This window comes from Roseovarius albus (assembly GCF_900172335.1).
Lineage (GTDB): Bacteria > Pseudomonadota > Alphaproteobacteria > Rhodobacterales > Rhodobacteraceae > Roseovarius > Roseovarius albus.
Map to the genome: position 1 here is coordinate 147,549 of NZ_FWFX01000007.1, position 25,945 is coordinate 173,493.

Annotated in this window: 26 protein-coding genes and 1 other RNA gene; 16 read left to right on the top strand and 11 right to left on the bottom strand. The window is 53.8% G+C overall.

Annotated elements, in window-relative coordinates; genetic code table 11:
* Window positions 1-156: 156 nt before the first annotated feature.
* Both ROA7450_RS12530 and trmB read left to right on the top strand, forming a co-directional pair.
* A complete protein-coding gene (locus ROA7450_RS12530) occupies window positions 157-1,041 on the top strand; it encodes a bile acid:sodium symporter family protein (protein WP_085806183.1) in 885 nt (294 codons plus the stop codon).
* A gap of 70 nt (window positions 1,042-1,111) precedes the next feature.
* Entirely contained in the window at window positions 1,112-1,846 is a 735-nt protein-coding gene (gene trmB / locus ROA7450_RS12535; RefSeq protein WP_085806184.1) for a tRNA (guanosine(46)-N7)-methyltransferase TrmB, read from the top strand.
* Here trmB and argE read toward each other — a convergent pair.
* Together argE and ROA7450_RS12545 are read right to left on the bottom strand one after the other, a co-directional pair.
* Window positions 1,843-3,012 (bottom strand): acetylornithine deacetylase, encoded by a 1,170-nt coding sequence (gene argE, locus ROA7450_RS12540; RefSeq protein WP_085806185.1) that lies wholly within the window; start codon window positions 3,010-3,012, stop codon window positions 1,843-1,845. The two genes, trmB and argE, sit on opposite strands and share 4 nt — an antisense overlap.
* 97 nt (window positions 3,013-3,109) lie before the next feature.
* Window positions 3,110-3,454, bottom strand: coding sequence for a hypothetical protein (locus ROA7450_RS12545; RefSeq protein WP_085806186.1), 345 nt, complete (start codon window positions 3,452-3,454; stop codon window positions 3,110-3,112).
* 339 nt (window positions 3,455-3,793) lie between these two features.
* On the opposite strand from ROA7450_RS12545, the gene ROA7450_RS12550 reads away from it, so the two are divergent.
* On the top strand, window positions 3,794-4,672 hold the full coding sequence (locus ROA7450_RS12550; protein ID WP_085806187.1) for an HNH endonuclease: 879 nt from the start codon (window positions 3,794-3,796) through the stop codon (window positions 4,670-4,672).
* 196 nt (window positions 4,673-4,868) lie between these two features.
* Here the strand turns inward: ROA7450_RS12550 and rnpB are convergent.
* Window positions 4,869-5,253: RNase P RNA component class A (rnpB, locus tag ROA7450_RS12555), an RNA gene on the bottom strand.
* A 46-nt stretch (window positions 5,254-5,299) separates the two neighbouring features.
* Complete coding sequence (locus ROA7450_RS12560) at window positions 5,300-6,076, bottom strand: carbon-nitrogen hydrolase family protein (protein ID WP_085806188.1); 777 nt, start codon at window positions 6,074-6,076, stop codon at window positions 5,300-5,302.
* Window positions 6,077-6,214: 138 nt separating this feature from the next.
* On the opposite strand from ROA7450_RS12560, the gene ROA7450_RS12565 reads away from it, so the two are divergent.
* A complete protein-coding gene (locus ROA7450_RS12565) occupies window positions 6,215-6,634 on the top strand; it encodes an Lrp/AsnC family transcriptional regulator (protein WP_085806189.1) in 420 nt (139 codons plus the stop codon).
* Here the strand turns inward: ROA7450_RS12565 and ROA7450_RS12570 are convergent.
* Genes ROA7450_RS12570 through gatC form a run of 4 tightly spaced genes read right to left on the bottom strand, consistent with a single transcriptional unit; the run spans window position 6,627 to window position 9,822 of the window.
* Complete coding sequence (locus ROA7450_RS12570) at window positions 6,627-7,307, bottom strand: N-acetylmuramoyl-L-alanine amidase (protein ID WP_085806190.1); 681 nt, start codon at window positions 7,305-7,307, stop codon at window positions 6,627-6,629. The genes ROA7450_RS12565 and ROA7450_RS12570 overlap by 8 nt on opposite strands.
* Before the next feature lie 5 nt (window positions 7,308-7,312).
* A complete protein-coding gene (locus ROA7450_RS12575; RefSeq protein WP_085806191.1) occupies window positions 7,313-8,014 on the bottom strand; it encodes a hypothetical protein in 702 nt (233 codons plus the stop codon).
* A gap of 33 nt (window positions 8,015-8,047) precedes the next feature.
* Window positions 8,048-9,535, bottom strand: a complete 1,488-nt coding sequence (gatA, locus tag ROA7450_RS12580; RefSeq protein WP_085806192.1) for an Asp-tRNA(Asn)/Glu-tRNA(Gln) amidotransferase subunit GatA — start codon at window positions 9,533-9,535, stop codon at window positions 8,048-8,050.
* Window positions 9,535-9,822 (bottom strand): Asp-tRNA(Asn)/Glu-tRNA(Gln) amidotransferase subunit GatC, encoded by a 288-nt coding sequence (gene gatC, locus ROA7450_RS12585; RefSeq protein ID WP_085806193.1) that lies wholly within the window; start codon window positions 9,820-9,822, stop codon window positions 9,535-9,537. Before gatC ends, gatA begins: the two co-directional genes overlap by 1 nt.
* Before the next feature lie 137 nt (window positions 9,823-9,959).
* Here gatC and ROA7450_RS12590 point away from each other — a divergent pair, with 137 nt between their 5' ends.
* Window positions 9,960-10,652, top strand: coding sequence for a metal-dependent hydrolase (locus ROA7450_RS12590; RefSeq protein ID WP_085806194.1), 693 nt, complete (start codon window positions 9,960-9,962; stop codon window positions 10,650-10,652).
* Between the two features lie 15 nt (window positions 10,653-10,667).
* Here ROA7450_RS12590 and ROA7450_RS12595 read toward each other — a convergent pair whose 3' ends face one another.
* Complete coding sequence (locus ROA7450_RS12595; RefSeq protein WP_234999513.1) at window positions 10,668-11,816, bottom strand: multidrug effflux MFS transporter; 1,149 nt, start codon at window positions 11,814-11,816, stop codon at window positions 10,668-10,670.
* 237 nt (window positions 11,817-12,053) lie between these two features.
* Between ROA7450_RS12595 and ROA7450_RS12600 the strand changes: the two genes are divergently transcribed.
* The 5 genes from ROA7450_RS12600 (at window position 12,054) to ROA7450_RS12620 (ending at window position 17,579) form a co-directional block, all read left to right on the top strand.
* Window positions 12,054-13,586: an acyl-CoA carboxylase subunit beta gene (locus ROA7450_RS12600; RefSeq protein ID WP_085806247.1), complete on the top strand. Its 1,533-nt coding sequence runs from the start codon at window positions 12,054-12,056 to the stop codon at window positions 13,584-13,586.
* Window positions 13,587-13,617: 31 nt separating this feature from the next.
* The gene (locus ROA7450_RS12605) at window positions 13,618-14,112 is read left to right on the top strand and encodes a DUF6497 family protein (protein ID WP_234999509.1); all 495 of its coding nucleotides are present in this window, start codon (window positions 13,618-13,620) and stop codon (window positions 14,110-14,112) included.
* 337 nt (window positions 14,113-14,449) lie between these two features.
* Entirely contained in the window at window positions 14,450-14,803 is a 354-nt protein-coding gene (locus ROA7450_RS12610; RefSeq protein WP_085806249.1) for a hypothetical protein, read from the top strand.
* A gap of 392 nt (window positions 14,804-15,195) precedes the next feature.
* The gene (locus ROA7450_RS12615) at window positions 15,196-15,399 is read left to right on the top strand and encodes a hypothetical protein (protein ID WP_085806196.1); all 204 of its coding nucleotides are present in this window, start codon (window positions 15,196-15,198) and stop codon (window positions 15,397-15,399) included.
* 134 nt (window positions 15,400-15,533) lie between these two features.
* Window positions 15,534-17,579 carry an acetyl-CoA carboxylase biotin carboxylase subunit gene (locus ROA7450_RS12620; protein ID WP_085806197.1) on the top strand — a complete coding sequence of 682 codons (2,046 nt, stop codon included), beginning with the start codon at window positions 15,534-15,536 and terminating at the stop codon, window positions 17,577-17,579.
* A 115-nt stretch (window positions 17,580-17,694) separates the two neighbouring features.
* On the opposite strand, the gene ROA7450_RS12625 is transcribed toward ROA7450_RS12620, so the two are convergent.
* Window positions 17,695-18,150, bottom strand: coding sequence for a DUF4174 domain-containing protein (locus ROA7450_RS12625; RefSeq protein ID WP_085806198.1), 456 nt, complete (start codon window positions 18,148-18,150; stop codon window positions 17,695-17,697).
* A gap of 201 nt (window positions 18,151-18,351) precedes the next feature.
* On the opposite strand from ROA7450_RS12625, the gene scpA reads away from it, so the two are divergent.
* The 6 genes from scpA to ROA7450_RS12655 all read left to right on the top strand — a co-directional run bounded on the left by scpA (window position 18,352) and on the right by ROA7450_RS12655 (window position 24,378).
* Window positions 18,352-20,481 (top strand): methylmalonyl-CoA mutase, encoded by a 2,130-nt coding sequence (gene scpA, locus ROA7450_RS12630; RefSeq protein ID WP_085806250.1) that lies wholly within the window; start codon window positions 18,352-18,354, stop codon window positions 20,479-20,481.
* 634 nt (window positions 20,482-21,115) lie between these two features.
* Window positions 21,116-21,736 carry a VOC family protein gene (locus tag ROA7450_RS12635; RefSeq protein WP_085806199.1) on the top strand — a complete coding sequence of 207 codons (621 nt, stop codon included), beginning with the start codon at window positions 21,116-21,118 and terminating at the stop codon, window positions 21,734-21,736.
* Window positions 21,733-22,254 (top strand): GNAT family N-acetyltransferase, encoded by a 522-nt coding sequence (locus ROA7450_RS12640; RefSeq protein ID WP_085806200.1) that lies wholly within the window; start codon window positions 21,733-21,735, stop codon window positions 22,252-22,254. The genes ROA7450_RS12635 and ROA7450_RS12640 overlap by 4 nt, the downstream gene beginning before the upstream one ends.
* 9 nt (window positions 22,255-22,263) lie before the next feature.
* Window positions 22,264-22,941, top strand: coding sequence for a molecular chaperone DjiA (locus ROA7450_RS12645; RefSeq protein WP_085806201.1), 678 nt, complete (start codon window positions 22,264-22,266; stop codon window positions 22,939-22,941).
* Window positions 22,942-22,944: 3 nt separating this feature from the next.
* Complete coding sequence (locus tag ROA7450_RS12650) at window positions 22,945-23,976, top strand: endonuclease/exonuclease/phosphatase family protein (protein WP_085806202.1); 1,032 nt, start codon at window positions 22,945-22,947, stop codon at window positions 23,974-23,976.
* A 36-nt stretch (window positions 23,977-24,012) separates the two neighbouring features.
* The gene (locus ROA7450_RS12655) at window positions 24,013-24,378 is read left to right on the top strand and encodes a hypothetical protein (RefSeq protein ID WP_085806203.1); all 366 of its coding nucleotides are present in this window, start codon (window positions 24,013-24,015) and stop codon (window positions 24,376-24,378) included.
* Between the two features lie 11 nt (window positions 24,379-24,389).
* On the opposite strand, the gene ROA7450_RS12660 is transcribed toward ROA7450_RS12655, so the two are convergent.
* Window positions 24,390-25,928 (bottom strand): Ppx/GppA family phosphatase, encoded by a 1,539-nt coding sequence (locus ROA7450_RS12660; RefSeq protein WP_085806204.1) that lies wholly within the window; start codon window positions 25,926-25,928, stop codon window positions 24,390-24,392.
* Window positions 25,929-25,945: the final 17 nt, after the last annotated feature.

A 25,945-nucleotide genomic window follows, 5' to 3' on the forward strand; every position in this document is an offset into this window, starting at 1 on the left:
AAACAAAATTTAACATGTGTTTTTGTGTGAAATACACTTTCTGATCTCCGGTTCGGCGACTGAACTTGCTCACACTAACTTTGTGACGCAGAGTTCCATTTGGGATTCGCTTGCCTGTCGTGGCAAGGTCTGGCCAACGACAAGGGAGATCCAAGAATGATCGTCGACGTGGCGCTGCCGCTTTCATTGGCCTTTATCATGTTTTCATTGGGATTCGGTTTGACACCTGCCGATTTTGGCCGTGTGCTCACCATGCCCAAGGCCGTTGCCACTGGTGTGGTCATGCAAATCGTCGCGGTTCCGCTGACTGCGTTTGTCTTGTTACAATTGTTTAATTTACCTCCGGCGTTGGCCTTTGGCGTTATGCTTTTGTCGTTTTGCCCCGGGGGTGTGACATCCAATGTTTTAACCAAACTGGGAGCTGGAAACGTTGCCCTTTCCATAACGCTGACGGCAGTTGTCAGCCTGTTGTCTGTGGTGACCGTTCCACTACTGGTATCTTGGGCCGCAAGTGCATTTCTGGAAGCGGAAGCTCCGGACATTAACGTCACCTCCATCGCGATTGCGATGTTTGCGATTACAGTATTGCCAGTACTGTTGGGTCTTGGAATGCGGAAACTGGCAGCGGCTAAAGCAGAGAAATTGGAGCGCGTGATGTCCAGAGTTGCGGTTGTACTATTTGCAGTGATCGTCTTTGCCGCGATTGGCACAAACTGGGTCTTGATCACCGAAAACTTCGCTCATCTGGGGCCTTTTTTTGTAAGCATGAATATTTTGCTGTTGGTTGTCGGTGTTTTGGTCGCGCGTGTGATTGGATTGTCTGGGGCAGATGGTATTTGTATTGCCATCGAGATGGGTGTGCAAAACGCAGCCTTAGGGATCGCTGTGGCGGGTCTTGTGGCCAATGCCGCGGGCATTACGGAATATGCAGTCCCTTCAGCGCTTTACGGCATCATCATGTATCTGGTGACGATCCCCGCAATCTTTATCTTGCGCAGGCTGTTTAATCCAGTCAGCGTTCCAGGCCGAGGCATGACTTGACTCCGCAAGCCGAGTTACGGCACAGGGGGCGCGACCTCCAGCACCATTCGCCTTGCGCAAAGAGAGCACCATGTCCGACGATACGGCTAAGACCGACAAGCATCCCACTGGCGCCCCGTGGCGGAATTTCTATGGCCGGCTCAAAGGGAAGACCCTGAAGCAGAGCCAGCAAACTTATCTGGAAGAAGACCTGCAAGCTCTGTCCCCCGGTGCAGTGGATTGGGACGCTAATCCCGAACGCACGCCAATCGATTTGAACGCGCTATTTGGGGATAAACCAGTTTGGCTTGAGGTTGGGTTTGGCGGAGGAGAGCACATGGTGCATCAGGCCGCACAGAATCCGGATACCGGCATTATCGGCTGCGAGCCATACATCAACGGCGTCGCCATGCTCTTGGGCAAGATTCGCAAAGCGGGCGTTGAAAACCTTGCGGTGCATCCGGGCGACGCGCGTGACATGTTTGATGTGTTGCCCGAGGCGTCAATTTCCCGGGCCTTTCTGCTCTATCCGGATCCATGGCCCAAAAAGCGCCACCATCGTCGCCGGTTTGTGACGGCAGAGCATCTTGAACCTTTGGCACGCGTGCTGAAACCCGGGGCGATTTTCCGCGTCGCAACTGATATCCCAGACTATGTCCGCCAGACGATGCAAGAGGTGCCCAAGCACGGCTTTGACTGGCTGGCGGAAGGACCGGATGACTGGCGCAATGCTTGGGATGATTGGATTTCCACACGCTACGAGCAAAAGGCCCTGCGCGAAGGGCGCACGCCGCATTACATGACGTTCCGCCGCAAGGACACTTAGGTGTAGTTGCCCAGCTTGTCCCCGAGGCGACCCAACATGTCGACGCATTGCTGCATCTGATCAATGGACACATATTCATCGGCCTTGTGTGCCTGCTCAATCGAGCCGGGCCCACAGATCACCGCAGACATGTTATAGCCTTGGAAAATCCCGGCCTCGGTTCCAAAGGCCACCAGATCGGTGCCATTCGCACCGGTCAGCTCCATGATGATGTCGCGGGCCTCGTTTTCATCCATCGGTTCCAAGCCATCAATTTCCCCGATGCTTTCAACGCGGATGCTGGCATCCGGCGATACCGCTTGCATGGCGGGCAATAGCACATCGTTGCAATAGCGTTGCAGATTTTCGTTCACGAATTCTGCGTCTGACATTTGCACCGGGCGCATGTCCCAGTCGACCTGCGCGCGCTCTGGAATGACATTGTGCGCAACGCCCCCGTGCAGGGCTCCGGTGCTGATCGTGGTCCAGGGTGGGACAAAGCGGCTGTCTTCTGGGGCCATGCCACGTAACTGCTCTTTGAGTTCCAACAGGCGGCCAATGTAGCGCGCGGCATATTCGACCGCGTTCACACCCAAATCAGGGGCGGACCCATGACCGGCAAGGCCGCAAAAATGCGCGCTGTACTCATAGCAACCTTTGTGGCCTTCGATCACTCGCATGGATGTGGGCTCGCCGATAATAGCCACGCTGGGCCGGATGTCGTTGGCCTTCAGGCTCTCAATCAGATCAACCGCGCCAAAACAACCGATTTCCTCGTCATAGGTAAAGGCAAAGTGCAGCGGGCGGTTTTTTATTCGCTGGGCCAGCACCGGTGCCATGGCGACTGTTGCGGCTATAAACCCCTTCATGTCGCAGGCTCCGCGGCCATAAAGCAGGCCATCCCGCTCGGTCATCTGGAACGGGTCACTGGTCCAGTCTTGCCCGTCAACCGGGACAACATCGCTGTGTCCGGACAGCACAATGCCACCTTCGACGTCAGGGCCGATGCTGCCGAACAAGTTTGCTTTTTTTCCAGTGTCATCTTGAAAGATCTTCACCGTCGCGCCGGCATCCTCAAGCCGCCCGGCCAGATGGTTGATCATGTCGAGGTTGCTGTCTTTCGAAACAGTTGGAAATGCGATCAATTCGCCCAGAAGGTCGATGGTGTTTTCTAATTCTGGCGTCATAGGGGGCGTCCACTGCTGAGGGTGTTTCGTGGACTGTGTGAACATAACTGCTGGTCGTCAACTTAATTGTGGTGAAAAAGCTCGAGCTACATTCACTTCAGTGTGCAACGCATAAGTCGCTTTCGATCATGCCGGTCGCAAAACTCCGACGTTCCTTGAAACATTCAACTGTTCTGTTGCCTTCAGGGCCGTCGATGATGCAACGCACGTTGCCGCGGCCGCTTTTCATGAAGGCATTCAGCAAAGCCTTTGCATCCCGGCCTTCTGGCGTGCTGACAGGCGGACAGAGCACCCCTTTGAGCGTGGCGAACTCCCCTCGGATCAGCATCTGATGGCCTGACATCGCTTTCCATGCGACTGCGCGGCCATCAATGACGCGTGTCGATTCGGCTTGGATCAGCGATGGCCATAAAACGGCTGTGATCAGGAGAGAGAGACGCATGGGCTCTCAAAGATATGTTCTTTCACAACAAGTCAACTGGCAAGAGCGGAAGAAATGCGCGGAGGGCCTATAAGCCGGAAACTTTCAACAAGCCCTTGTATGGTTGAGTCTGGAATGGATTTTCCAATCTTCAAAACGTTTTAGATTGTTACTGTCCGTTTTTGTCCGTTAATGTTGGGTGGAAATAGTGCCCATTTTGAGCACATGTGCCCAAGTCAGTGCTCGAAAAATTGCCATTGCTAAGAAGGTCGAAGTTGGATGTTTAAGGCACAATTTTTTGGAGTAGTTTGCGAAAAATTTTTGTAGCCTTGTACGATAAAAATCCACTAAAGGCTGTCCATGAATAATGAGATATTATGGCAAGACAAGAGGTGCATTGTTTGCCTCAGCGAAGAGAGTTTGACTGTTGAACACATTATACCGAAAAGCATAGGAGGAGTTCTGACATGCCGGTTTTTGTGCAAGGCATGCAATAGTCGTTTCGGTTCAGGATTTGAAGCTACGGCCAAGCTTGCTCCTGAGTTAAGGATCGCAGCTTTGAAGCATGGTAGTGTATTAGCGGAGTTGCAGAACAATCTTGAGGTTGGAGCAACGTATGAACAATCCTTCGGTAACATCAAAAGAAGCGTTAAAGTACGCAAGTCAGGAGGTTTACCTACGTCGTCTCTAGACGACAATTCACTTATTGTTCCCCAGAATGAAGCTGAAGGCATACTGCGCTCTATGCTTAATAAGCGTGGTGTAACGGAGTGCGATCTTGGAGAAAGTATTGATAGGTGGAAAGATGGACCAATCAATCAGATTATTGAGCTTAGCGCTGGAATTGTTGTACGCAAATGGCAGGAGCACCCGGCGAAGCCTTCTTTTTCAGAAAGCGCGATTAGTACACTTTTGTCATTAAAAATCGCCTATGAATTTGCAGCTATAATTTGTGGTTCAGCAATTTACGCCAAAGAAGAAGGCCTACAAAATGTTCGGAAAATCTTAATTGAACAAGACGAAGAGCAGGCTGCAAATATAGTGCAGCGCTATAGCGCAGATCGAGCTGAAGCCATTCACGGAATTGCGTTCATGGGAAACAAGCCATCTGCCCAATTTCAAATACGGTTGTTTGGACATCTGGCATTCGTAGTAACGATGCCAAACTTCGGGATCGTAACAGACGAAACTGTATATACTCTAGATCTCAAAAATGGTGATCACTTCTTAACTCGTTAGCGGGGAGATACGTTCATCAATAAAGGTGAGGAGCGCACTCTTTGGGCGCCATCAATTTAAGCAAATTACGTATGGGGTTGGCCTTAAAGCTGTTGGTAATGTTTATAATCCGTTGTTTCAGGGTAAGATGGTGCCCATTTTTGCGCATATATTTTTTTCAAAGTATCTCTCAAGTTTATGTTATTAAATGAAAAAAATGCGCGGAGGGCCTATAAGCCGGATTCTGTCCGGGGGCGGACCCCCTGGATGACCATTCATCTAGACCTGCTGTTGCCAACAGATCTTTAGCTGCCAACCCGAACGGCCGGGCCAAGGCTGGCCCATATGCTGTCCCTATTTGGCATTGCTCCCGGTGGGGCTTGCCGTGCCGGTCCGGTTGCCCGTCCCGCGGTGGGCTCTTACCCCACCGTTTCACCCTGACCCTGATATTGTCGGAAGCGAACCTCTGACGCTCTGGGCGGTCTGTTTTCTGTGGCGCTTTCCCTCGGGTTTCCCCGGCCGGGCGTTACCCGGCACCGTTGCCTTGTGGAGTCCGGACTTTCCTCGTGGTGTTGCCACCCCGCGGTCACCCAGCCCTCCGCGCAAGGGCGGTTTAGGGCTTTGGCACAGGGTGGTCAATGATTTGAATTACTCCGGAACGTAGCGTGGGTAGGTGGTTTTGCTGTGTCGTGCGAAGCCCAGATCAATCTCGGCAGTGGCAAAGGGCTGCTCAACGCTGGTCGTGGCCAGAATTTCCCCTTCCGGATCTACAATCCAGCCCAAACCACCCGCATTTAATTTCTCGCCTTCGGGCGCCCAGAGGTTTGACGACAGGCAATAAGCCCCGGAACACACCGCGACAGCTTGCCCACCGGCGAGCCATTTGTCTGTGGACCCGTGCGGCGTGGCGCGCGGCACACACAAGAGGTCAGCGCGCGAGGCCCCATAATGGCGTGCCCACTCAAAAAACCACATCTCGGTGCAGATCTGAACGCCGATGCGCATGTCCAGCGCTCGCCCGAGATCAAAGGATTTGTGACCACGGTCGTACCAGCTGTGCTCCCAATAGCCTTCTTCATCGGGCAAATAGTATTTCTCATGCACTGCTGCGGCTTCTGCCGTGTCAGCAGACCAGAGGTAAGCTAGATTTCGACGACTGCCATTTGACTTGATAATCGGTCTTGTACCCATAACCGCACGCGCGCCGAAATTGGACAAGTTAGCGATGTGTCGGTCGTGGTCTTCTACGGCTTGGTTCCAACGATTGGCATCGGGGATCGCATCGGCGGCAAGCCAATCAGAAAAACCCATTTCAGGCAGAAGCAGGAAATCCGTTTCTTGTTCCTTTACGTGTTGCTTCAGGCCTTGCAGGTAATCATCAAGAGCGGGGCCGCGCGGGTCGAGTTGGCAAACAGTCACTTTCATTGTTGGTCATCCTTCGCTGAACTTTGAGAGAAGTGTCGGGAAGAATGTACTGACGTACTAGAAATAATTTCTTTCGTTATGAATTATGGATTACGTATTGTTCGTCAATGAGTGTTATTAGAAAGTAACCTTGAAGATATGGACGAAATTGACCGTCAATTGATTTTCCTGCTGGGGGAAGATGCACGGCGTTCTGCTACCGATCTGGCGACTGAATTGGGAGTGTCGCGAGTGACGGTGCAAAACCGTATCGATCGCCTAATTGAAAGTGGCGCGATCAGGCGCTTTACCGTCGAGCTGGGACAAGGTGGACACAGTACGGCAATCGAGGCGCTGGTCTTGCTGAAATTGTCCAATGGGGATAGCCGCAAGACCATAGCGCGGCTCAAAGAGATGACCGAAGTGCATTCTTTTACTTCCGCCAACGGCATGTATGATTTCATTCTAGAATTGCGTGTTTCAACGTTGCCGCGGCTGGATCAGGTTCTTGCGGATATTCGGCGCTTGCCGTTGGTTTTGGAAAGCAATAGCTGCATCCGGATGAAACGCTTCAAGTAGCTTCAAGCTTTCTGAGCGCTACGAAGTCTTCGGGAGTCATTGGCCCCTTTGCATGAGGGCGATATCTTAGTCGCACGGTGCTCAGTAGGGTATCGTCGTCTGCATCGCACGTGTAACCGGCACTTTGCGCCAGCAAGCGAAACTGCTCCTTCGATGGATGTTGTGGACCATCATTTTCGGATCGTGGTGCAGCCAGTCCCAATCGCTCCAATCTTAACCAGTCAAATTTTGGGCCGGGATCAAATTTACGGCCGGGTGCCATATCAGAGTGGCCAATCACACCAGCGGGGGAAATATCCCACCGAGCCATGATGCCCTGCATCAGACCCTCCAGTGCGGTCATTTGCTGCTCGGAAAAGGGCTGGTCCCCAGTATTGGCCAGTTCAATCCCGATAGAGCGCGAATTGATATCTTCCTGACCGCACCACTCCCCGGCACCCGCATGCCATGCGCGCATATCTTCGGCCACCATCTGCCAGACGGTACCAGATTCCGAAATTAGGTAATGCGCTGAGACCTCAAATTTCGGATCACACAGGCGTTCTAGTGCCGCTTCGGCCGTGTCCATGGCCGTGTAATGCAGAACAATAAGTTCTGGCCGCAAGTCATTGCGACGTGGCCCATAATTTGGGGAAGGGTGGTGAATGATCGAGCTGTCCACTGATGCGGACATGAAGGTTACCCGCGAACCTTGCGGAACGGACGTGGGTCCCATGAACAGGCAAAACCATCACCGTCCGGATCAAGACCCAGACGGTCACTCTTCGGTCCGCCTTTGGATAGGAATTCTTCCTGTGCCTTATCTGGCGAAGGATACTTTGCACAATTTTTCTGGAACCGAGCCTGTTTGTTGATACCGGGGCGGCTGTAGACCTGAGTGCCGGGTGCATTGCTGGTGTTCAGGGCATAGGCTACGATGTTTGGTCCGCCGCTGCCCGAGCGTTGTGGTAGCGCAGTTGGTTGCACAACTTTGTACTGCTGCTTGTTCGCTGCAATCAGGGCCGCATCGCTTTCAATCGAACGCTGCGCACCAACTGCATCGAAATCGTTCTCGCTCGAGATACCCGCAGCACCGCTTACGGTTTGCGGCACTGGGACATTCGATGCGGTTTGCACAGGGGTAGCGCCAGAGTTGGCCTGCGTACGTAGCAATGCCGCTTCGGCCTCAGCCGCCAGTGCTTCGGGCGAAGAGCCGCGGCTTTCACCGGAAATTGCGGTGGCAGGGGGGATAGCTTGACCGGCCAAAGCCGCATCACGCGCAGCTTTCTCAGCCTGATACTGATTGTAATCCTTGAACCCGACACCGGCCCCGCTGTCGGGGACGGTTGTCTGACATGCTGCCAACCCAACAAGGGCCATTGAACCGATCAAAATACGCATCTGCTGTTGTCCTGCCTACTGCTTTGCCGCGTCTTACCACCATTTGGTGGGTTTGGCTACAAACCCTGCGGCTTCCTCCAGCACGTAGGCGGTATTGAGCAGGTCACCTTCTTCCCACGGACGGCCGATCAATTGCAGACCCAGTGGTAGACCTTGTTTGTCCAGACCGGCAGGCACGGAGATTCCGGGCAGACCTGCAAGGTTTACGGTCACGGTGAAGACGTCGTTGAGGTACATTTGAACGGGATCGGCGTCTTTCATTTCACCCAGACCAAAAGCGGCTGACGGTGTCGCGGGTGTCAGAATCGCGTCCACACCTGCAGCGAACACGTCGTCAAAGTCTTTCTTGATTAGTGCACGAACCCGGCGGGCACGGTTGTAGTAGGCGTCGTAGAAGCCCGCAGACAACACATAGGTGCCAATCATCACTCGGCGTTGAACCTCAGGACCAAAGCCTTCGGCGCGGGTCTTTTCGTACATTTCGGTAATGCCATCACCTTGCGCCAGCTGCGCACGATGTCCGTAGCGAACACCGTCATAACGAGCAAGGTTCGAAGAGGCTTCCGCCGGGGCAATTACATAGTATGCGGGTAGGGCGTATTTGGTGTGCGGCAGCGAGATGTCGACAATCTCAGCTCCAGCAGCCCTGAGCATCTCTGCGCCGTCGGTCCAGAGTTTTTCAATCTCGGTAGGCATGCCGTCCATGCGATATTCTTTAGGGATACCGATTTTCTTGCCTTTGATATCGCCGGTCAGCATCGCCTCGAAATTCGGCACGGCCAGTTCCGCGCTGGTCGAATCCTTGGGATCATGCCCACACATCGCCTCAAGCATGATCGCGGAATCGCGTACGGTTTTTGTCATTGGGCCAGCCTGATCCAGCGAGGAGGCAAAGGCGACGATGCCCCAACGAGAGCAACGACCATAGGTTGGTTTGATACCTGTGATACCAACAAATGCGGCAGGCTGCCGAATCGAGCCACCGGTATCTGTGCCTGTCGCGCCAAGGCACAGGTCAGCGGAAACCGCACTGGCAGAACCGCCCGAAGAGCCGCCCGGTGTCAGGGCCGCCTCTTCATTGCCGCGGCGCCACGGGTTAACTGCATTGCCGTAGACAGAGGTCTCGTTCGAGGAACCCATGGCAAACTCGTCCATATTGAGCTTGCCTAGCATCACAGCGCCTGCATTAAACAGGTTTTGCGAGACGGTGGATTCGTATTCGGGAATGAAGCCTTTAAGAATGCCACTTGCGGCCTGGCTTGGCACACCCTTGGTGCAGAAAAGATCCTTGATGCCTAGCGGGATGCCGCACATTGCGGGGGCATCGCCTTCGGCTAGACGCGTATCGGCGGCTTTGGCTTGTTCACGGGCCAGTTCTGGCGTGTTGTGCACAAATGCGCCCAGAGCGTCGGCACCCTCGATCGCGGACAGGCAGGATTCGGTCAGTTCAGCGGCGGTGATCTCTTTAGTACGCAGTTTGTCGCGAGCGTCAGAAATAGTTAAGGTATTGAGATCAGACATTATTCCACCACCTTCGGAACTGCGAAAAACCCTTCGCGCGCATCTGGCGCATTAGACAGAACTTTATCTTGATAGCCGCCGTCAGTCACTTCGTCCTTGCGACGCTTCAGGCGCTGTGGCGTAACGCTGGTCATGGGTTCAACGCCCTCAACATCAACTTCGTTCAGTTGCTCGATGAAACCCAGGATATTGTTGAACTCCTGCGCCAGTGCTGGCAGGTCGTTTTCCTCTACCCGGATGCGGGCCAGCTTGGCCACGCGGGCAGCTGTATCTCGGTCGATGGACATGGGTCTCTCCGTCTGTCTTGTCGGTTCAGCATTTAGCGCTCAAGGGGGCAGGGCGCAAGCGGGTTGGCGTGGACTGTGAACCGGTTTTATAGTCAAGGCGGAAGAATTGACACATCATGATTTGCAGGAGGATTGCCATGGATATCATCTGGCTGGGACATAGTGGATTTCGGATCGAAGTCGGGGGGCAGGTTTTGCTGATCGATCCATGGTTCACGGGAAATCCCATGTTGGACGAAAGACACCACGAGGCGATCACGGAGGGGGTCACGCATATCCTGTTGACCCATGCCCATTTTGATCATGCCGGTGATGTTTTGACATTGGCGCGAGAGCAGGGCGTGCCGGTGGTCGGGCAGTATGATCTGATGTCGTGGTGGGAAGAGCATGAACATATTGCCACCGTTGGGTTTAATAAGGGCGGTACGGTGGACTTGGGCGGGGTCATGGTAACCATGGTGAACGCGACGCACTCCAGCTCTCTGGCAACGCCCGAGGGGCCCAAAGTTGTTGGCAGCGAGTGCGGCTACATGATCGAAGGCGAAGGGCGCACAATCTATTTCTCAGGCGATACCGATGTGATGGCGGATATGAAGATTTTCAACGATTTGCACGCACCAGAGATTGGTATTCTTTGCGCCGGCGGGCACTTTACCATGGATATGAAACGTGCGGCCTATGCTGCCAAAACGTTCTTCAATTTCCAGACTCTTATTCCCTGTCACTACAAGACCTTCCCGATCCTCGAGCAATCTGCCGATGTTCTGATCGATGCTTTGCCGGATGTGGATGTGGTTGAGCCACAGGTAATGCAATCGATCACCCTGTAAGAGCGACGCAGGAGGCTAGACGTTCACCACGCGGCGCTCTCGGATCATGACCGCGTAAATCGTCAGAACGCCCAGAAATGACGAGATGAACATGATCCAGAGCAAGGGGAAGGCCTCACTTTCCACCGTCAGCATAATTCCGGCCAGAGCGGAGAGGGCTGCACCTCCGCCGATCAGCATTGCGCCGGACAAGCCGCTTGCGGTTCCAACAAGGCTGGGATGCACGGACAGTGCACCCGCCGTGGCGTTGGGGATGGTCATGCCATTGCCCAAACCCAGCAGGGTCATCAAACCAAAGAAGCTGATAGCGGATCCTATGCCGAATTGGAACATTAACAGGTTCAGCGCCATACCGAAGCTGGCCACCAAGGTGCCCCAGAGCACCATGCGGTTGACACCAACGCGCACCGAAAGCCGTCCGGAGAGGAAGTTTCCAAGGAAATATCCGATGGCAGGGGCGCCGAAATAAAGGCCAAGTTCTGCCGGGGTGAGACTGAACATATGTGCGCCGACAAATGGTCCGCCGCCAAGGTAGGCAAAGAACGCACCCGATGACAACGTGTTGGCCATCGTATAGCCCCAGAACCGGTAAGATTTCAGGAGCACGGGATATTCGCGAAACTGCTGGCGCATGCTACCGTATCCAGTCGGGGCGGTTTCGCCAAGATCCGCCCAGGCGAGCCATGTCACCAAAGCGCCAAGAATAAAGAGAAGCCAGAAGTTCGCATGCCAATCAAAGAGCTGATCCAAAATGCCACCGATTGCTGGACCCACCATCGGCACGACGGCCATGCCCATTGTGACGTAACCAATCATAGATGCAGCCTGATTTTGAGGGACGACATCACGTACGATGGCGCGGCTCAGAACCATGGCGGCAACAATCGCGGCTTGAAGCATGCGAAAGGTTAAAAAGACGTAGACATTTGTCGATATGATACAGCCCAGTGTTGCCAGTAGGAATATGGCCATACCAGCCAGCACGACAGGACGGCGACCAAATCGATCAGAGATTGGCCCCAGCACAACCTGCATCACCGCATTGACGGCGAGGTAAAGTGCTACCGAAAGTTGTAACAACCTATAGTCGGTGTCAAAGTAGACTGCCATGCCGGGCAAGCTGGGCAAGAAGATGTTCATGGCAAGCGCAGATATACCAGCCAGCAAAATCAAAGTTGAAATATGCGGCGGTGTCGAACGATTTAAAAAAATTGCCTGTTTGGAATAATCCATAGTGAAAGGGTTATGGGCTGCCTCTTATGAAGTCCACTCAAATAAATGTAATTCGCAATTTTGCAGTTTAATAAAATATTATTTCCAATAGTTTGCAAATTTGCTGGAATTTACTTTTGTCACCCAAAGCTTTTCCCTATGGTGCCCGAAATCTCAAAGGGGTCCGTCATGAAAGATATCTTGCAGCAACTTGAAGATCGCCGTGCGGTTGCGCGCCTTGGCGGGGGAGAACGCCGTATTCAGGCGCAGCATGGCAAGGGTAAACTGACCGCGCGTGAGCGGATAGAGTTGTTGCTGGATGAGGGCAGCTTTGAAGAATTTGATATGTTCAAGGCGCACCGCTGTACTGATTTCGGCATGGAGCGTGAACGCCCTTATGGTGACGGCGTTGTGACAGGGTGGGGCACGATAAATGGGCGTATGGTTTATGTCTTCAGTCAGGACTTTACCGTATTTGGCGGGTCGCTGTCTGAAACCCATGCGGAAAAAATTTGCAAGATCATGGATATGGCGATGCAAAATGGTGCGCCAGTGATTGGCATCAACGATTCGGGTGGTGCTCGTATTCAAGAAGGCGTGGCTTCTTTGGCTGGCTACGCCGAAGTGTTCCAACGCAACATCATGGCGTCTGGCGTGATTCCACAGATCTCTGTTATCATGGGCCCCTGTGCGGGCGGTGCGGTGTATAGCCCTGCGATGACCGACTTTATCTTCATGGTGAAAGACAGTTCTTACATGTTCGTCACCGGCCCCGACGTTGTTAAAACTGTGACGAATGAGGTGGTGACTGCCGAAGAATTGGGTGGGGCTTCAACGCATACCAAAAAATCCAGTGTTGCCGATGGTGCGTTTGAAAACGATGTCGAAGCTTTGGCGGAAGTGCGCCGCTTGGTAGACTTCCTGCCGTTGTCCAACCGCGAAAAGCCTCCGGTTCGCCCATTCTTTGACGAGCCAGGTCGAGTTGAGAAAAGCCTTGATACGCTAATCCCTGACAATCCGAACACGCCTTACGATATGAAAGAACTGATTGAGAAGATCGCGGATGAGGGCGACTTCTACGAAATTCAGGAAGATTACGCCAAAAACATCATTACCGGATTTGTGCGTCTGGAAGGGCAGACCGTTGGTGTTGTGGCCAACCAGCCCATGGTTTTGGCCGGTTGTCTGGATATCGACAGTAGCCGCAAGGCTGCGCGCTTCGTGCGGTTCTGCGATTGCTTTGAAATCCCAATCCTGACGCTGGTCGATGTTCCCGGATTCCTGCCCGGCACTTCGCAAGAGTATGGCGGCGTGATCAAGCACGGTGCGAAGCTGCTCTTTGCTTACGGAGAGGCGACTGTGCCGAAAGTTACTGTTATCACCCGCAAGGCCTATGGCGGCGCTTATGACGTTATGGCCTCCAAGCATCTGCGTGGCGATTTCAACTATGCCTGGCCCACAGCCGAGATCGCGGTGATGGGCGCGAAGGGTGCAACCGAGATCATTCACCGCGCTGATCTGGGTGATGCCGAGAAGATTGCAAAACATACCCAAGACTACGAGGATCGTTTCGCCAATCCCTTTGTGGCGGCAGAAAAGGGCTTCATCGATGAGGTGATCCAGCCGCGCAGCACCAGAATGCGGGTCAGTCGCGCTTTTGCGTCCTTGCGCAATAAGAAGCTGACCAACCCTTGGAAAAAGCACGACAACATCCCGCTGTAAAAGCGTGGGTGTTAGGTAGCAGAGCGAAAATATGGCCAAGCGAAAACTTTGGAAACCAGGACTTGCGAACGCGTTTTCCAGCGCGCGCGCGGTCGTGGCTTCAACGCTAGGCCGGGTTCCCAAAAAGATCGCTTTTTGTGGCAGTGCGCTTGTCGCAGCTTCTGTAGGCTGGGCTCTGGAGCCAAAACAGCGACAAGCAGTGACATTGCCTTCGGGCATTGAGGTGTACCTGCAGGAAATGCTCTGGGACCGCCCCGGAGAAGGGCTCGCTTATCGGTTCCGTTTTGTCAGCCCCGAGTTTGTAGACGATGGTGCAGCATTGGAAAACATTCAGGCAGATCTTGAGTACCTGTGTGAGCGCTTTGCTTTGCCGCGGGTGTCGAACGATGTGGGCCCCACGCCATCTCAGATCATCGTGTCACTGGCCGACAGACCGTCCGAATTCGGTGTCTTTGACGAAAACGTCGCGCAAGTGTTCGAGGCTTATCGTGTTGAAAATAACTCCTGTGTTTGGGAGGCCTTCTGATGGCATTGCGACACACTGAAAGACTTGACAGATTGCGGACATTTGTTGAATGCATCGATGAGAGTTTGGCAGGGCAATCCTATTTGCCGGCGGCGCCAACTAGGGATAGAAAACGAATATGTCGTACTCGATCAAAGTTTTGTTCGCTTTTACTGCGCTGGCGGCCCTTGTGGGCTGCGCGCCGCCAGATGAAGAGTTCGTTGTCTATAACACGGGCACCTTGTCGGACGAGTAACGCCAACCGGGTGTGTTTCAATCAATTCACGGCAGAAATGTTAAAGCAAAACGGGTGCTTTGCTGGAGCGTCGCCGTGTGCTTTGTCGATCAAGAGGGCAGCATGCTAAAACATCGCGGATTTCCAGGGCGTCTTCCCGGATCGGATTACCAATTTGTCATTCGGCGGGCCAACCCCAAAGGGGTTACGCCTCTGGTCGTACGTGAGCGCTACCGTGACCGAAGACCAGCCGACCGCAGAGCCGACACGGCCTTTTTGCGTGCGTTGTGGGAGCACTTTGGAGATCAGCCATTTGAGCGTGGTAATCTGGATGCCGGTCGCCTGAGTTGGCTTTTTGGGCGAGAGGTTGTCGCTGCTGCTGATGATTTTGACCCAGAAAGCTATGAGGCGCTTCTGGTTGTGGATGTCGCTGTTGCGCAGTCGTCATTTCCCGATGTTTTTGACGGAGAGTATTGACCGATGTCGGGGCTGTTGAATCTTGCAACTTTCTGTAACGGCATGTTTTTGCCTAATGGTTGCGAAAACGCGCAAGATACAGCCGATGCGGGCGCGCATCGTGGAACGCACTTTTACTCGATGCAACGTGGCGGCAAAGTGGCGGAAGTAATGGAGGTCCTTCCCCAAGGGGCCGGGACGTCTTGTCTGATCCGTTACCCTTCCCCTATTGGGCGGCCCTGTGATCCCAAACACAGGCCGCCCACTTTTCACGAAAAGTTGCACAACCCTGTTTTTCAGCGGAAGGTTGCCCAAATTAAGCATATGAGCGATGTGAGTTTTGACCATTCTCTCAAGGTCGGATTTTATGCGCCCAGATATAAAAGAGCATACGCAATACGAGGCAGTCATAAATGCAAATCAAACGTTTCACGATTCCACTATTGGCAGCCCTTACAGGGCTTTCCGCCTGCGGCGATACCATTGCACAACAGGGGCTTATCGGTGCCGGTGCCGGTGCGGGTACGGCGCTTGTACTCGGTGGTAGTGTCGGGACAGGTCTGGTTGTCGGCGCGGCCGGCAATGTCGCCTACTGTCAGGCTACAAAAAGATGCTAATCTGAACGAACGCCTCTTTCGGGGCGCTCGTTTCATGTCACAACAGGCCATCGGCGCGTTGCGTTCCGGTGGCCTTTCTTATGTTGCGTCGAGGTCGCGAAAAGCGCGGCTGCGAACCGGAGGAAGGGACACCTATGTTCGATAAGATTCTGATTGCCAACCGGGGCGAGATTGCCTGCCGCGTGATCAAAACAGCCCGTAAGATGGGTATCAAAACGGTTGCGATTTATTCAGATGCTGACCGCAATGCATTGCATGTCAAAATGGCGGACGAGGCGATTCATATCGGCCCTCCACCAGCGAACCAGTCCTATATCGTGATCGATAAGGTAATGGAGGCGATCCGTAAGACCGGCGCGCAGGCGGTGCATCCGGGATATGGTTTTCTGTCTGAAAACAGTAAGTTTGCCGAGGCGCTTGAGGCGGAAGGCGTGGCCTTTATCGGACCCCCAGTTGGTGCGATTGAGGCGATGGGCGACAAAATCACCTCAAAGAAAATTGCGCAAGAAGCGGATGTGTCAACAGTCCCGGGTTACATGGGCTTGATTGAAGATGCTGACGACGCGGTCAAAATTTCCAACGAGGTTGGATATCCTGTGATGATCAAGGCCAGTGCTGGCGGCGGTGGCAAGGGCATGCGGATCGCGTGGAATGATGAGGAAGCGCGCGAAGGGTTCCAATCGTCCAAAAACGAGGCGGCGAACTCTTTCGGTGACGACCGGATCTTTATCGAAAAATTCGTCACCCAACCACGCCATATTGAAATTCAAGTGCTGTGTGACAGCCATGGCAACGGTATTTATCTGGGCGAACGCGAGTGCTCGATCCAACGTCGAAATCAGAAGGTTGTGGAAGAGGCCCCAAGCCCGTTTCTGGACGAAGCCACACGCAAGGCAATGGGCGACCAGTCGGTCGCATTGGCGCAGGCAGTGGGGTACACCAGTGCAGGTACGGTGGAGTTCATCGTTGATGGCGAGAAAAATTTCTACTTCCTCGAGATGAACACCCGTCTGCAGGTCGAGCATCCGGTGACAGAGTTGATCACTGGCGTTGATCTGGTAGAGCAGATGATCCGCGTCGCGGCAGGTGAAAAGCTGACAATTGGCCAAGACGATGTGCAACTGAACGGCTGGGCGATTGAAAATCGCCTTTATGCGGAAGACCCTTATCGTAACTTCCTGCCCTCAATTGGTCGCCTGAGCCGTTATCGCCCGCCATCCGAAGTGTCCGCAGGGCCAATGGTCGTAGCGGGAACTTGGCAAGGTGACGCGCTTGTGGGGGAAACTGCTGTCCGTAATGACACTGGCGTTTACGAAGGAGGCGAGATCAGCATGTACTACGATCCGATGATCGCCAAACTGTGTACATGGGGGCCGGATCGGGCCTCGGCCATCGAGGCGATGCGCGTTGCTTTGGATAGTTTTGAAGTCGAGGGCATTGGCCACAACTTGCCGTTTGTGGCTGCGGTGATGGACCACCCAATCTTTATCGCGGGTGAGATGACAACAGCCTTTATCGCCGAAGAGTATCCGGAGGGCTTTGAGGGTGTTACATTGCCCGATGACGCCCTGCGTCGGATTGCAGCCTCAAGCGCAGCGATGCACCGTGTTGCAGAAATTCGCCGCACCCGCGTTTCTGGCCGTATGGACAACCACGAACGCAAAGTCGGAACCGAATGGGCGGTTTGCTTGCAGGGGCAGCGCTTTGATTTGACCATTGATGCCGACCAAGATGGGTCAACCGTCACCTTTTCTGATGGTACGCAACACCGTGTGTCCTCGGACTGGACACCGGGGGATCAACTGGCCGTGTTGGACGTGGATGGCGGGCCATTGATATTGAAGGTCGGCAAGATTTCAGGTGGGTTCCGTATTCGCAACCGCGGTGCGGATCTTAAGGTTCACGTGCGAACCCCGCGCCAGACAGAACTCGCCGAACTGATGCCAGAGAAACTGCCACCTGATACGTCAAAACTGCTGCTCTGCCCGATGCCGGGCCTGATTGTCGGCGTAAACGTCGAAGTTGGTGACGAGGTGCAAGAGGGCCAAGCGCTGTGTACCGTCGAAGCGATGAAGATGGAAAACATCCTGCGCGCCGAAAAGAAGGCTGTTGTCACGAAAATCAACGCTGTGGCGGGTGACAGCCTCTCGGTTGATGAAGTGATCATGGAATTCGAATAGAAGGCTGTGACGTAAATATGGCTGAGATCGACCCCAATGAATGTCCAAGGAGCGCGCCGCAGGTCACTGCGGTGTTCTCTGAGGTCATTTCGGGTGGGTCTTGGGGGCACGATACCTATCGACCTTCGCGCCGGTCGCGGATCTCCTGCTGGCGCAATGGCATCTTGTCGATAGCACGGGTAATCTCGCGGATGTCCCACGGCACTGGTTTACGCAAATATATGCTCCCGTCCTTGCCCATCAGGACCAGCATGAAGCCACGCGGGCGCAATTCCTTGCGTAGGCTGCTGAGCGGTTTGGGCGTGGTGTCGGTCAGGACGATGACATCACGCTCGGCAAGCTCATCGAGCCCGTCGGTGATGTATGCCATCTGCTGCTCGAACCGTGGGTCATTGTCGCTATCGGCAAAAACCACAAGTGGGCGTTTATCCCAGGAGTATTCGGCTAGGTCCGCAGTTTCCCCCTCGACGATGATCGCGGGTACGGGAATATCTGTGCTTTCTGAAGCCTCCTGTGCAAAGGCAGTGGAAGCAGAAACTGCCAGAACGAAAGTTGCGAAAAATTTTACCATTACGGCTCCTGTCGCCACAGATATAGTCTTATGGATACGAAATGCTATGGCAGAAGGCCATACAAACCTCAGAAAATTCATAGAGATAGCGAAGGCTTTGCACGGCCTCACGGCTGACAGCGCGATGGCTGCTGAAACATCAACGAATACTAGATTTAGGGCCGCGTGCGCGCGCCATGTGAGATGAAAGAGGACGATCTGATGACTTCCAAGAAAGACGAATGGCGCAAGATTGCCGAAGGGGAGCTGCGTGGCAGGCCGGTAGATGATCTGACGTGGAACACACTTGAAGGCATCGATGTTCAGCCGCTTTATACGGCGGAGGATACGGCTGATCTGGATCACATAGGGACAATCCCCGGGCAGGCACCTTTCACGCGCGGTGTGAAGGCCACGATGTATGCGGGGCGTCCTTGGACCATCCGCCAGTATGCGGGATTCTCGACTGCAGAAGAATCCAACGCCTTCTATCGGCGCAATCTTGCTGCGGGTCAGCAAGGGGTTTCGGTCGCCTTTGATCTGGCAACACACCGTGGCTATGACAGCGACCATCCACGTGTGGTAGGGGACGTAGGCAAGGCTGGCGTGGCTATTGACAGCGTTGAGGACATGAAAATCCTGTTCGACGGTATTCCGCTCGACAAGGTGTCTGTGTCGATGACCATGAATGGCGCGGTGATCCCGGTACTTGCTAGCTTTATCGTCGCAGGCGAAGAACAAGGACATGATCGCAGCCTGCTGAGCGGGACCATTCAGAACGATATTCTGAAAGAGTTCATGGTGCGCAACACCTATATTTATCCACCAGAGCCATCGATGAAGGTCGTCAGCGACATTATCGAATTCACGGCCAATGAGATGCCCAAGTTCAACTCGATCTCGATTTCGGGCTACCACATGCAAGAGGCGGGTGCGAACCTGGTGCAAGAGCTGGCCTATACACTGGCGGACGGGCGTGAATATGTCCGCGCTGCGATCGAGGCGGGCATGGACGTAGATAAATTCGCCGGGCGCCTAAGCTTCTTCTTTGCGATTGGCATGAACTTCTTCATGGAAATCTCAAAGCTACGAGCTGCACGGACGTTGTGGCATCGCGTAATGACAGAGTTTGGCGCTAAGAACGAGCGTTCCAAGATGCTGCGCACGCACTGCCAGACGTCTGGTGTGTCGCTGCAGGAACAAGATCCGTATAACAACGTGATCCGTACCGCCTACGAGGCGATGAGCGCGGTTTTGGGGGGCACGCAATCCCTGCACACCAATGCTCTGGACGAGGCGATAGCTCTGCCAACGGACTTCTCGGCTCGTATCGCGCGGAACACACAGCTGGTCCTGCAAGAGGAAACCGGTGTGACCAACGTGGTCGATCCGCTGGCTGGCTCTTACTACGTTGAAAGCCTGACGGGTGAGTTAATCGACAAAGCCTGGGAACTCATGCAGGAAGTCGAAGAAATGGGTGGCATGACCAAGGCGGTTGCCAGCGGAATGCCCAAACTGCGGATCGAAGAATCTGCTGCGCGTCGTCAGGCGATGATTGACCGGGGTGACGAGGTCATTGTTGGTGTGAACAAGTATCGCAAAGACAAAGAGGACATGATCGACATTCTTGATGTCGACAACGTAGCCGTTCGCGAAGCACAGGTTGCGCGGCTGGAAAACATCCGGGCCACCCGCGATGCTGCGGCTTGTGACGCAGCCCTGAAGGAACTGACCCGCCGCACCCGTGATGGCGGCAACCTGCTTGAGGCTGCGATTGAAGCCGCCCGGGCGCGTGCATCTGTAGGAGAGATCAGCATGGCGATGGAAGAAGAATTCGGCCGCCACCGCGCCGAAGTGAAAACCTTGGCCGGCGTCTATGGTGCGGCTTACGAAGGCGACGAAGGATTTGCTGAAATCCAGAAATCCATCGAAAGCTTTGCCGAGGAAGAGGGCCGCCGCCCACGTATGTTGGTGGTCAAAATGGGGCAGGATGGTCATGACCGTGGGGCCAAGGTGATTGCAACCGCCTTTGCCGACATCGGCTTTGACGTGGACGTCGGCCCGCTGTTCCAGACGCCTGAGGAGGCGGCGCAAGACGCAATTGACAATGACGTGCATGTCATCGGGATCTCGAGCCAGGCGGCGGGTCACAAGACACTGGCCCCCAAGCTGATCGAGGCGCTGGAGGCGCAAGACGCAGGGGATATCATCGTTATCTGTGGCGGTGTGATTCCACAGCAAGACTATGATTTCTTAAAAAATGCTGGTGTGAAAGCGATCTTCGGGCCTGGCACCAATATACCCAAAGCAGCACAGGATATTCTGCAGCTTATTCGCGACGCACGGTCATAAATTGAATATGGCGGGGTTATTGCCCCGCCATACATGTTTTTGAGAAGTATAATTCGATGTGCACTCGAAATGCAGGATTCTCTGGCACATGATCAGCGAATACGAGCGATCCAACAAGCCATGACATGGTGTAAAGGGCATTCGGGAGGCAGGTCTTACCTGCGACAACTAATGTAAATTCGCATGGGCGAAAATCGAGGCATTCCGCTAGGGTAAGCAAGGCGACTCCGCACTCGACGTTGCGAGTGGGGATTTACTCTGTTTATCCCTGCGCGAAACCTTAGCGCGATAACAAAAAGTACCCAATTTGGCCGATACCTTCGATTTTGACGTCATGGTCAATAAGATTGACCCCACCAGAATGGCCATAGCCATCTTATACGCGACACTTATGTTGAGTTGAGCCAACGATACTAATGACAGCAGGATCCAATTGCTGATTAATAAATATGACCAGTGGCATGCAAAATTGCGAAAATGATGAAGCTGCCAGATAGATTCCGCCGGTAGTTTCAAGCGGAAAGAACAGCTCCATGAGACATAGCTGCAATGATTTTGCCCAAATTAAGGATGCACTTTCGTAATATAAGGTGATTCTGAAATGATCGCATAATGCGGAGGCGCATCAACTAAGATGGTTAACTTATTGGAATTAGATCATATTGCCATTGCTTGCGAAACGCTTGATGAAGGGCAGGCATGGGTTGAGGAGGCGCTGGGAGTGTCGTTGCAAGCTGGTGGTCAGCACGCTCATTTTGGCACCCACAATATGCTTTTGGGGTTGGAAGATGGGCTCTATCTCGAGGTCATTGCAATCGATCCCGAAGCGCCAGTCCCAGGCTATCCGCGCTGGTTTGATCTGGATCGATTTTCTGGGCGGCCAAGACCGGCTTTTTGGATTTGTCGAACAAAGTCTTTGCAGTCTGCAATTGCAACCTATGAAAAGGCAGGATTCGCAGTGCCACTGACACGTGGTGATCTGAGTTGGCAGATGGCGGTACCGAGTTCGGGTATTTGGCCATATGACAATATGTTTCCGGCTTTTATTGAATGGCAATCCTCACCGCACCCGGCAACGCGATTGCCGCCTTCGGGCTGCCGATTGACACAGATCACTGTCCGCCATCCAAATGCTGAAGAACTCGCAGGTGAATTACACGGAAATTTCGCGGATACTCGAGTGGTTTTCGAACAAGGAGAGGCGGCTTTGCAGTATAAGTTTGAAACACCTTCAGGTGAGCGCATTTTGCGATGATATTACGTGCTGCAGAACCTCGTGATGCAGGTGAAATTTCAAAGATATGGAATGTTTACATACGCGACACATCGGTCACCTTTACGACAACTTGGAAAACGCCTGATACCATTTCCACTGTGTTGAAAGACAAGGCACAAGCTAAGTTGCCGTTTTTTGTTGCCGAAGACGAAGGCAAAGTGCTGGGCTTTGTCACGTACGGCCCTTTTCGGACGGGGCCGGGATATGTTCACACAATGGAACACAGCATCATGCTCTCTGACGCAGCTAAAGGGCGCGGGACCGGCCGTGCATTGATGCAGGCCATCGAAGAGGAAGCTTGCCGGAAAAACGTACATACGTTGGTGGCAGGAATTAGCGCAGAAAATCCGAATGCGATTGCCTTTCATCAGGCGATCGGGTTCAAAAAGGTCGGGCATGTCGCCCAGGCTGGTCGCAAATTTGGCCGTTGGATGGATTTGATTCTTTTACAAAAAATGCTGGATTGCCGCACTGACAAGCCCGATCAAAGCTTATAGGTTATTCTTATGTCTTTATGGACTCGCATATCAGAAGCTCTTTCAGCCCTTGCCAATGGTGAGTCGCTGACAGACATCCTTGATCGTCTGCGCACACCGCCGCAACGCAGCGTTGCTTTCGCCATCGCCGTGATCGGCTTGGGGGCTAAGATGGCCAAAGCCGATGGGTTGGTGACCCGCGACGAAGTGGCCGCCTTTCGTGAGGTGTTTCAGATTGCCCGTGATGATGAGGCAGGGGCGGCACGTGTGTTCAACCTCGCACGGCAAGATGTGGCCGGGTTTGAGGAATATGCAGAACGCATCAAAAATATGTTCAAAGATGAAACCGGTACACTGTGTGATTTGATGGAAGGGTTGTTCCATATCGCAGTGGCCGACGGAGTCTATCACCCCAACGAGGATCTGTTTCTGGAGCGAGTGGCTGAGATCTTTGGCATTTCCCAGGCGAGTTTTGCTGCCATGCGCAGCCGCTATGTACCGGATGCGGAACCTTGCCCCTACATGGTTCTGGGGGTCACGCCAGACACGCCAAAAGAAGACATTCGCAATGCCTGGCGCAAGTTGGTGCGCGACAATCACCCCGACCAGATGGTTGCGCGTGGAGTACCGAAAGAGGCGGTACAACTCGCCGAAAAACGTATGGTGGATATCAACCGTGCGTGGGAGGAGATCAATCAAGGGGCCTGACTGATGCGGATTGCAACCTATAATGTGGAATGGTTCAACGCCCTTTTCAATGATGATGGTGCTGTACTTGATGACGGGGCATGGTCTTCGCGTTACGATGTGACCCGAGGTGATCAGATCGCAGCATTAGGCATTGTTTTCAATGCTCTGGACGCCGATGCGATCCTGATTGTTGAAGCGCCGGACCAGAATAGGCGTCGAAGTACGATCACCGCACTTGAAGGGTTCGCTGCAAAAATGGGGATCCGAGCGCGCCGTGCTGTCATGGGCTTTGCCAATGACACGCAGCAGGAAATTGCCCTATTGTACGATCCCGATCAGATGACTTGCGCGCACGACCCGAAGGGGCAGGAAACCGGCAAGAAAGGCTCACCAGATGCTCCAAGGTTTGATGGCGTGTTTCGGATCGATCTGGATATTGATGCATCCGAGGATCTGGTTGTGTTTTCCAAGCCACCATTGGAGCTGCAGATCACGACTAAGGGCGGCATATCCTTTCATTTGATCGGGGCACATCTGAAAAGCAAGGCCCCGCATGGCGCTCGGGGGCGGGATGAGGCGATCCGTATGTCGATTGCCAATCGACGCAAACAACAGGCTCAGGCAGTCTGGCTGCGGCAACGGATTGATCAACTCTTTGTAAACGATGAGCCACTGATCGTACTGGGCGACCTTAACGACGGCCCGGGACTGGACGAGTTTGAAAACCTGTTTGGGCGGTCTTCAGTCGAGATCATTTTGGGGCAGGGGGAAGAGTTGGATCGTCGGCTTTATGATCCACACGCCCAGCAGGCGCTGAACCGCCGATTGGGCGCACGGTATTCGTCTGCCAGATTTTTTATCTCCAATGAAGATCGCTATATGCAGGCGCTTTTGGATTACATCATGGTGTCACCGCAATTCAGAGATAAAAACCCGCGTTGGCGGATTTGGCATCCATTCGACGATCCAGGGTGCTGGCGTGTGCCTGAGCTGCGCGAAGCGCTGATCATGGCCTCAGACCATTTCCCGGTGACTTTGGATGTCGATGTGTGACCTTAATTTTTCTCAGTGTTCGACTATATTAATATCATGAAACGTATATTGCCTACCACTGCCATCATCGCCGCGTTAGCCGTTCCCACGTTTGCGCAGGAGGCAGAAGGGGATGAAGATCCATCCCTGATGGAGCAGGGCATGCAAATGCTGCTGGAGGAGTTCCTGAGTGAGATGGGGCCCGCCCTGAAAGACCTTGAGGGGATGGCGGATGAAATTGGCCCTTCCCTGCGCAGCTTTACAGAGGAGATGGGGCCCGCTCTAGTGGACCTGCTGGGGAAGATCGAAGACTTCAGCGCCTATCACGCACCCGAGATTTTACCCAATGGTGATATCATTATCCGCCGCAAAACCCCCGCAGAAAAGGCCGAAGAGAAAAGCGGAGAAGATATAGAAATTTGAGCCGAGTCTGCTTAGAAGGTGACTTTTGTTGAGGCCTCAAGCGTTTCGGCCAACGAGGCAAATCTGGCTTGTGCGACTTCGCCAAATAGTGGTGATATATCTTCAGACAATTTTAATTCGATCAGACGTTTCTTTGGAAACCACTGAAGCTCTGCCGAGGGCCTTTCGGTATCAAACCAGAGCATCGCCGCCAGACGCATGGCCTTACCAAGGATTTTGGCTTCATAGGCTTCCTTGGGGCTGACCAAAGGCAGCAGTTTTTCAAAGCGAGTGCCCGAACTGCTGTTGGAATAACGATAGTGAAGAGCAAGCCCCAAAAAAATCCGCTCAGAATGTTTCAGACCACCTAGATTGGAGCGTGTGGCATTTTCAAAGCAATCCTCGGCGCGGTAGTCGGGATGCGAACGCCAGCTGACATCATGAAGTAAGCAGGCTGCTTTAATCAGGCGAATACGGTCAGCCGAGGCTTTTCTAAATAAAGGCTCAATAAAATTATAGGTTACCTTGCCCTGACCGGGGCGGCGTGCATCCTTGGATTCTGCGAAGTGACAGGATTCAATCAGTGGATCGCGGTCGCGCAGGCGTTGCGGCATTTGCTCATATAAAAGCCCTTCGCGAATGCCATAGCTCGAAACTGCGATGTCGTGCGGTTTGAACATTTTTACGATCTCACGCAGCACTTCGGCGGCATGTGGAACAAGTGATATCCGGGCAGATGACACGTCAGCCTGCGCTTTCAAGGATTCTAGATTGGTCAGCGATATATAGTCCGCCGTATCGCGCACCGCTTTGGGGGTCATGCGATATTCGTGCAAGACCAGCAGAGGATAGCCCCGGCGCGCCATGTCAATCTTGGCAATTGCACGCCATGAACCACCAACGAGGAAAAGCCGGTCTTCCTGGGGGCCAAGCGCTTTGTGCATGTCAGATAGCGTATCGCGGATCAGTTCCTTGCGGGCCTTCTTGCCGCCTTGAAGTTCTCTCAGTTTCAGGGGGCCAAGGTCTGAGCTGATGCGATTGCCAACTTCACCGCCGTTGATCTCGGCCAGTTCCATTGAGGAGCCGCCGATATCACACACCAAGCCATATGCGCCGGGCCATCCGAGCAAGACACCCTGCGCCGATAGCCGCGCCTCTTCCTGACCATCGACCACCCAAAGCTTGATACCGGTTTCGCGTTCGACCTCATCCCTGAACGACGGGCCATCCTCGGCTTCGCGCACTGCAGCTGTGGCCACGGCACTAAGCGGGCCGGTGCCCATGGCCTCACCCAACATCCGAAAGCGTTTGAGCGCGGCTAGAGCCCGAACACGACCTTCTGGGTTGAGTCGCCCGGTTTGCGCCATGCCAGAGCCCAGAGCGCACATGATCTTTTCGTTGAAGAAATAGGCCGGGCTGCGTGCAGCCCCATCAAACACCACCATCCGAACAGAGTTGGAGCCCACATCAACCACACCAACACGGCTAAGCGCCCGTGCGGAGGGATCATTGAAGAGAGGACGCCGGAAAGGCCCCCAGTCATTTTGCGCAGACGCCACCGTCTTGTTCATGTGGTTCCCCGGTCGTG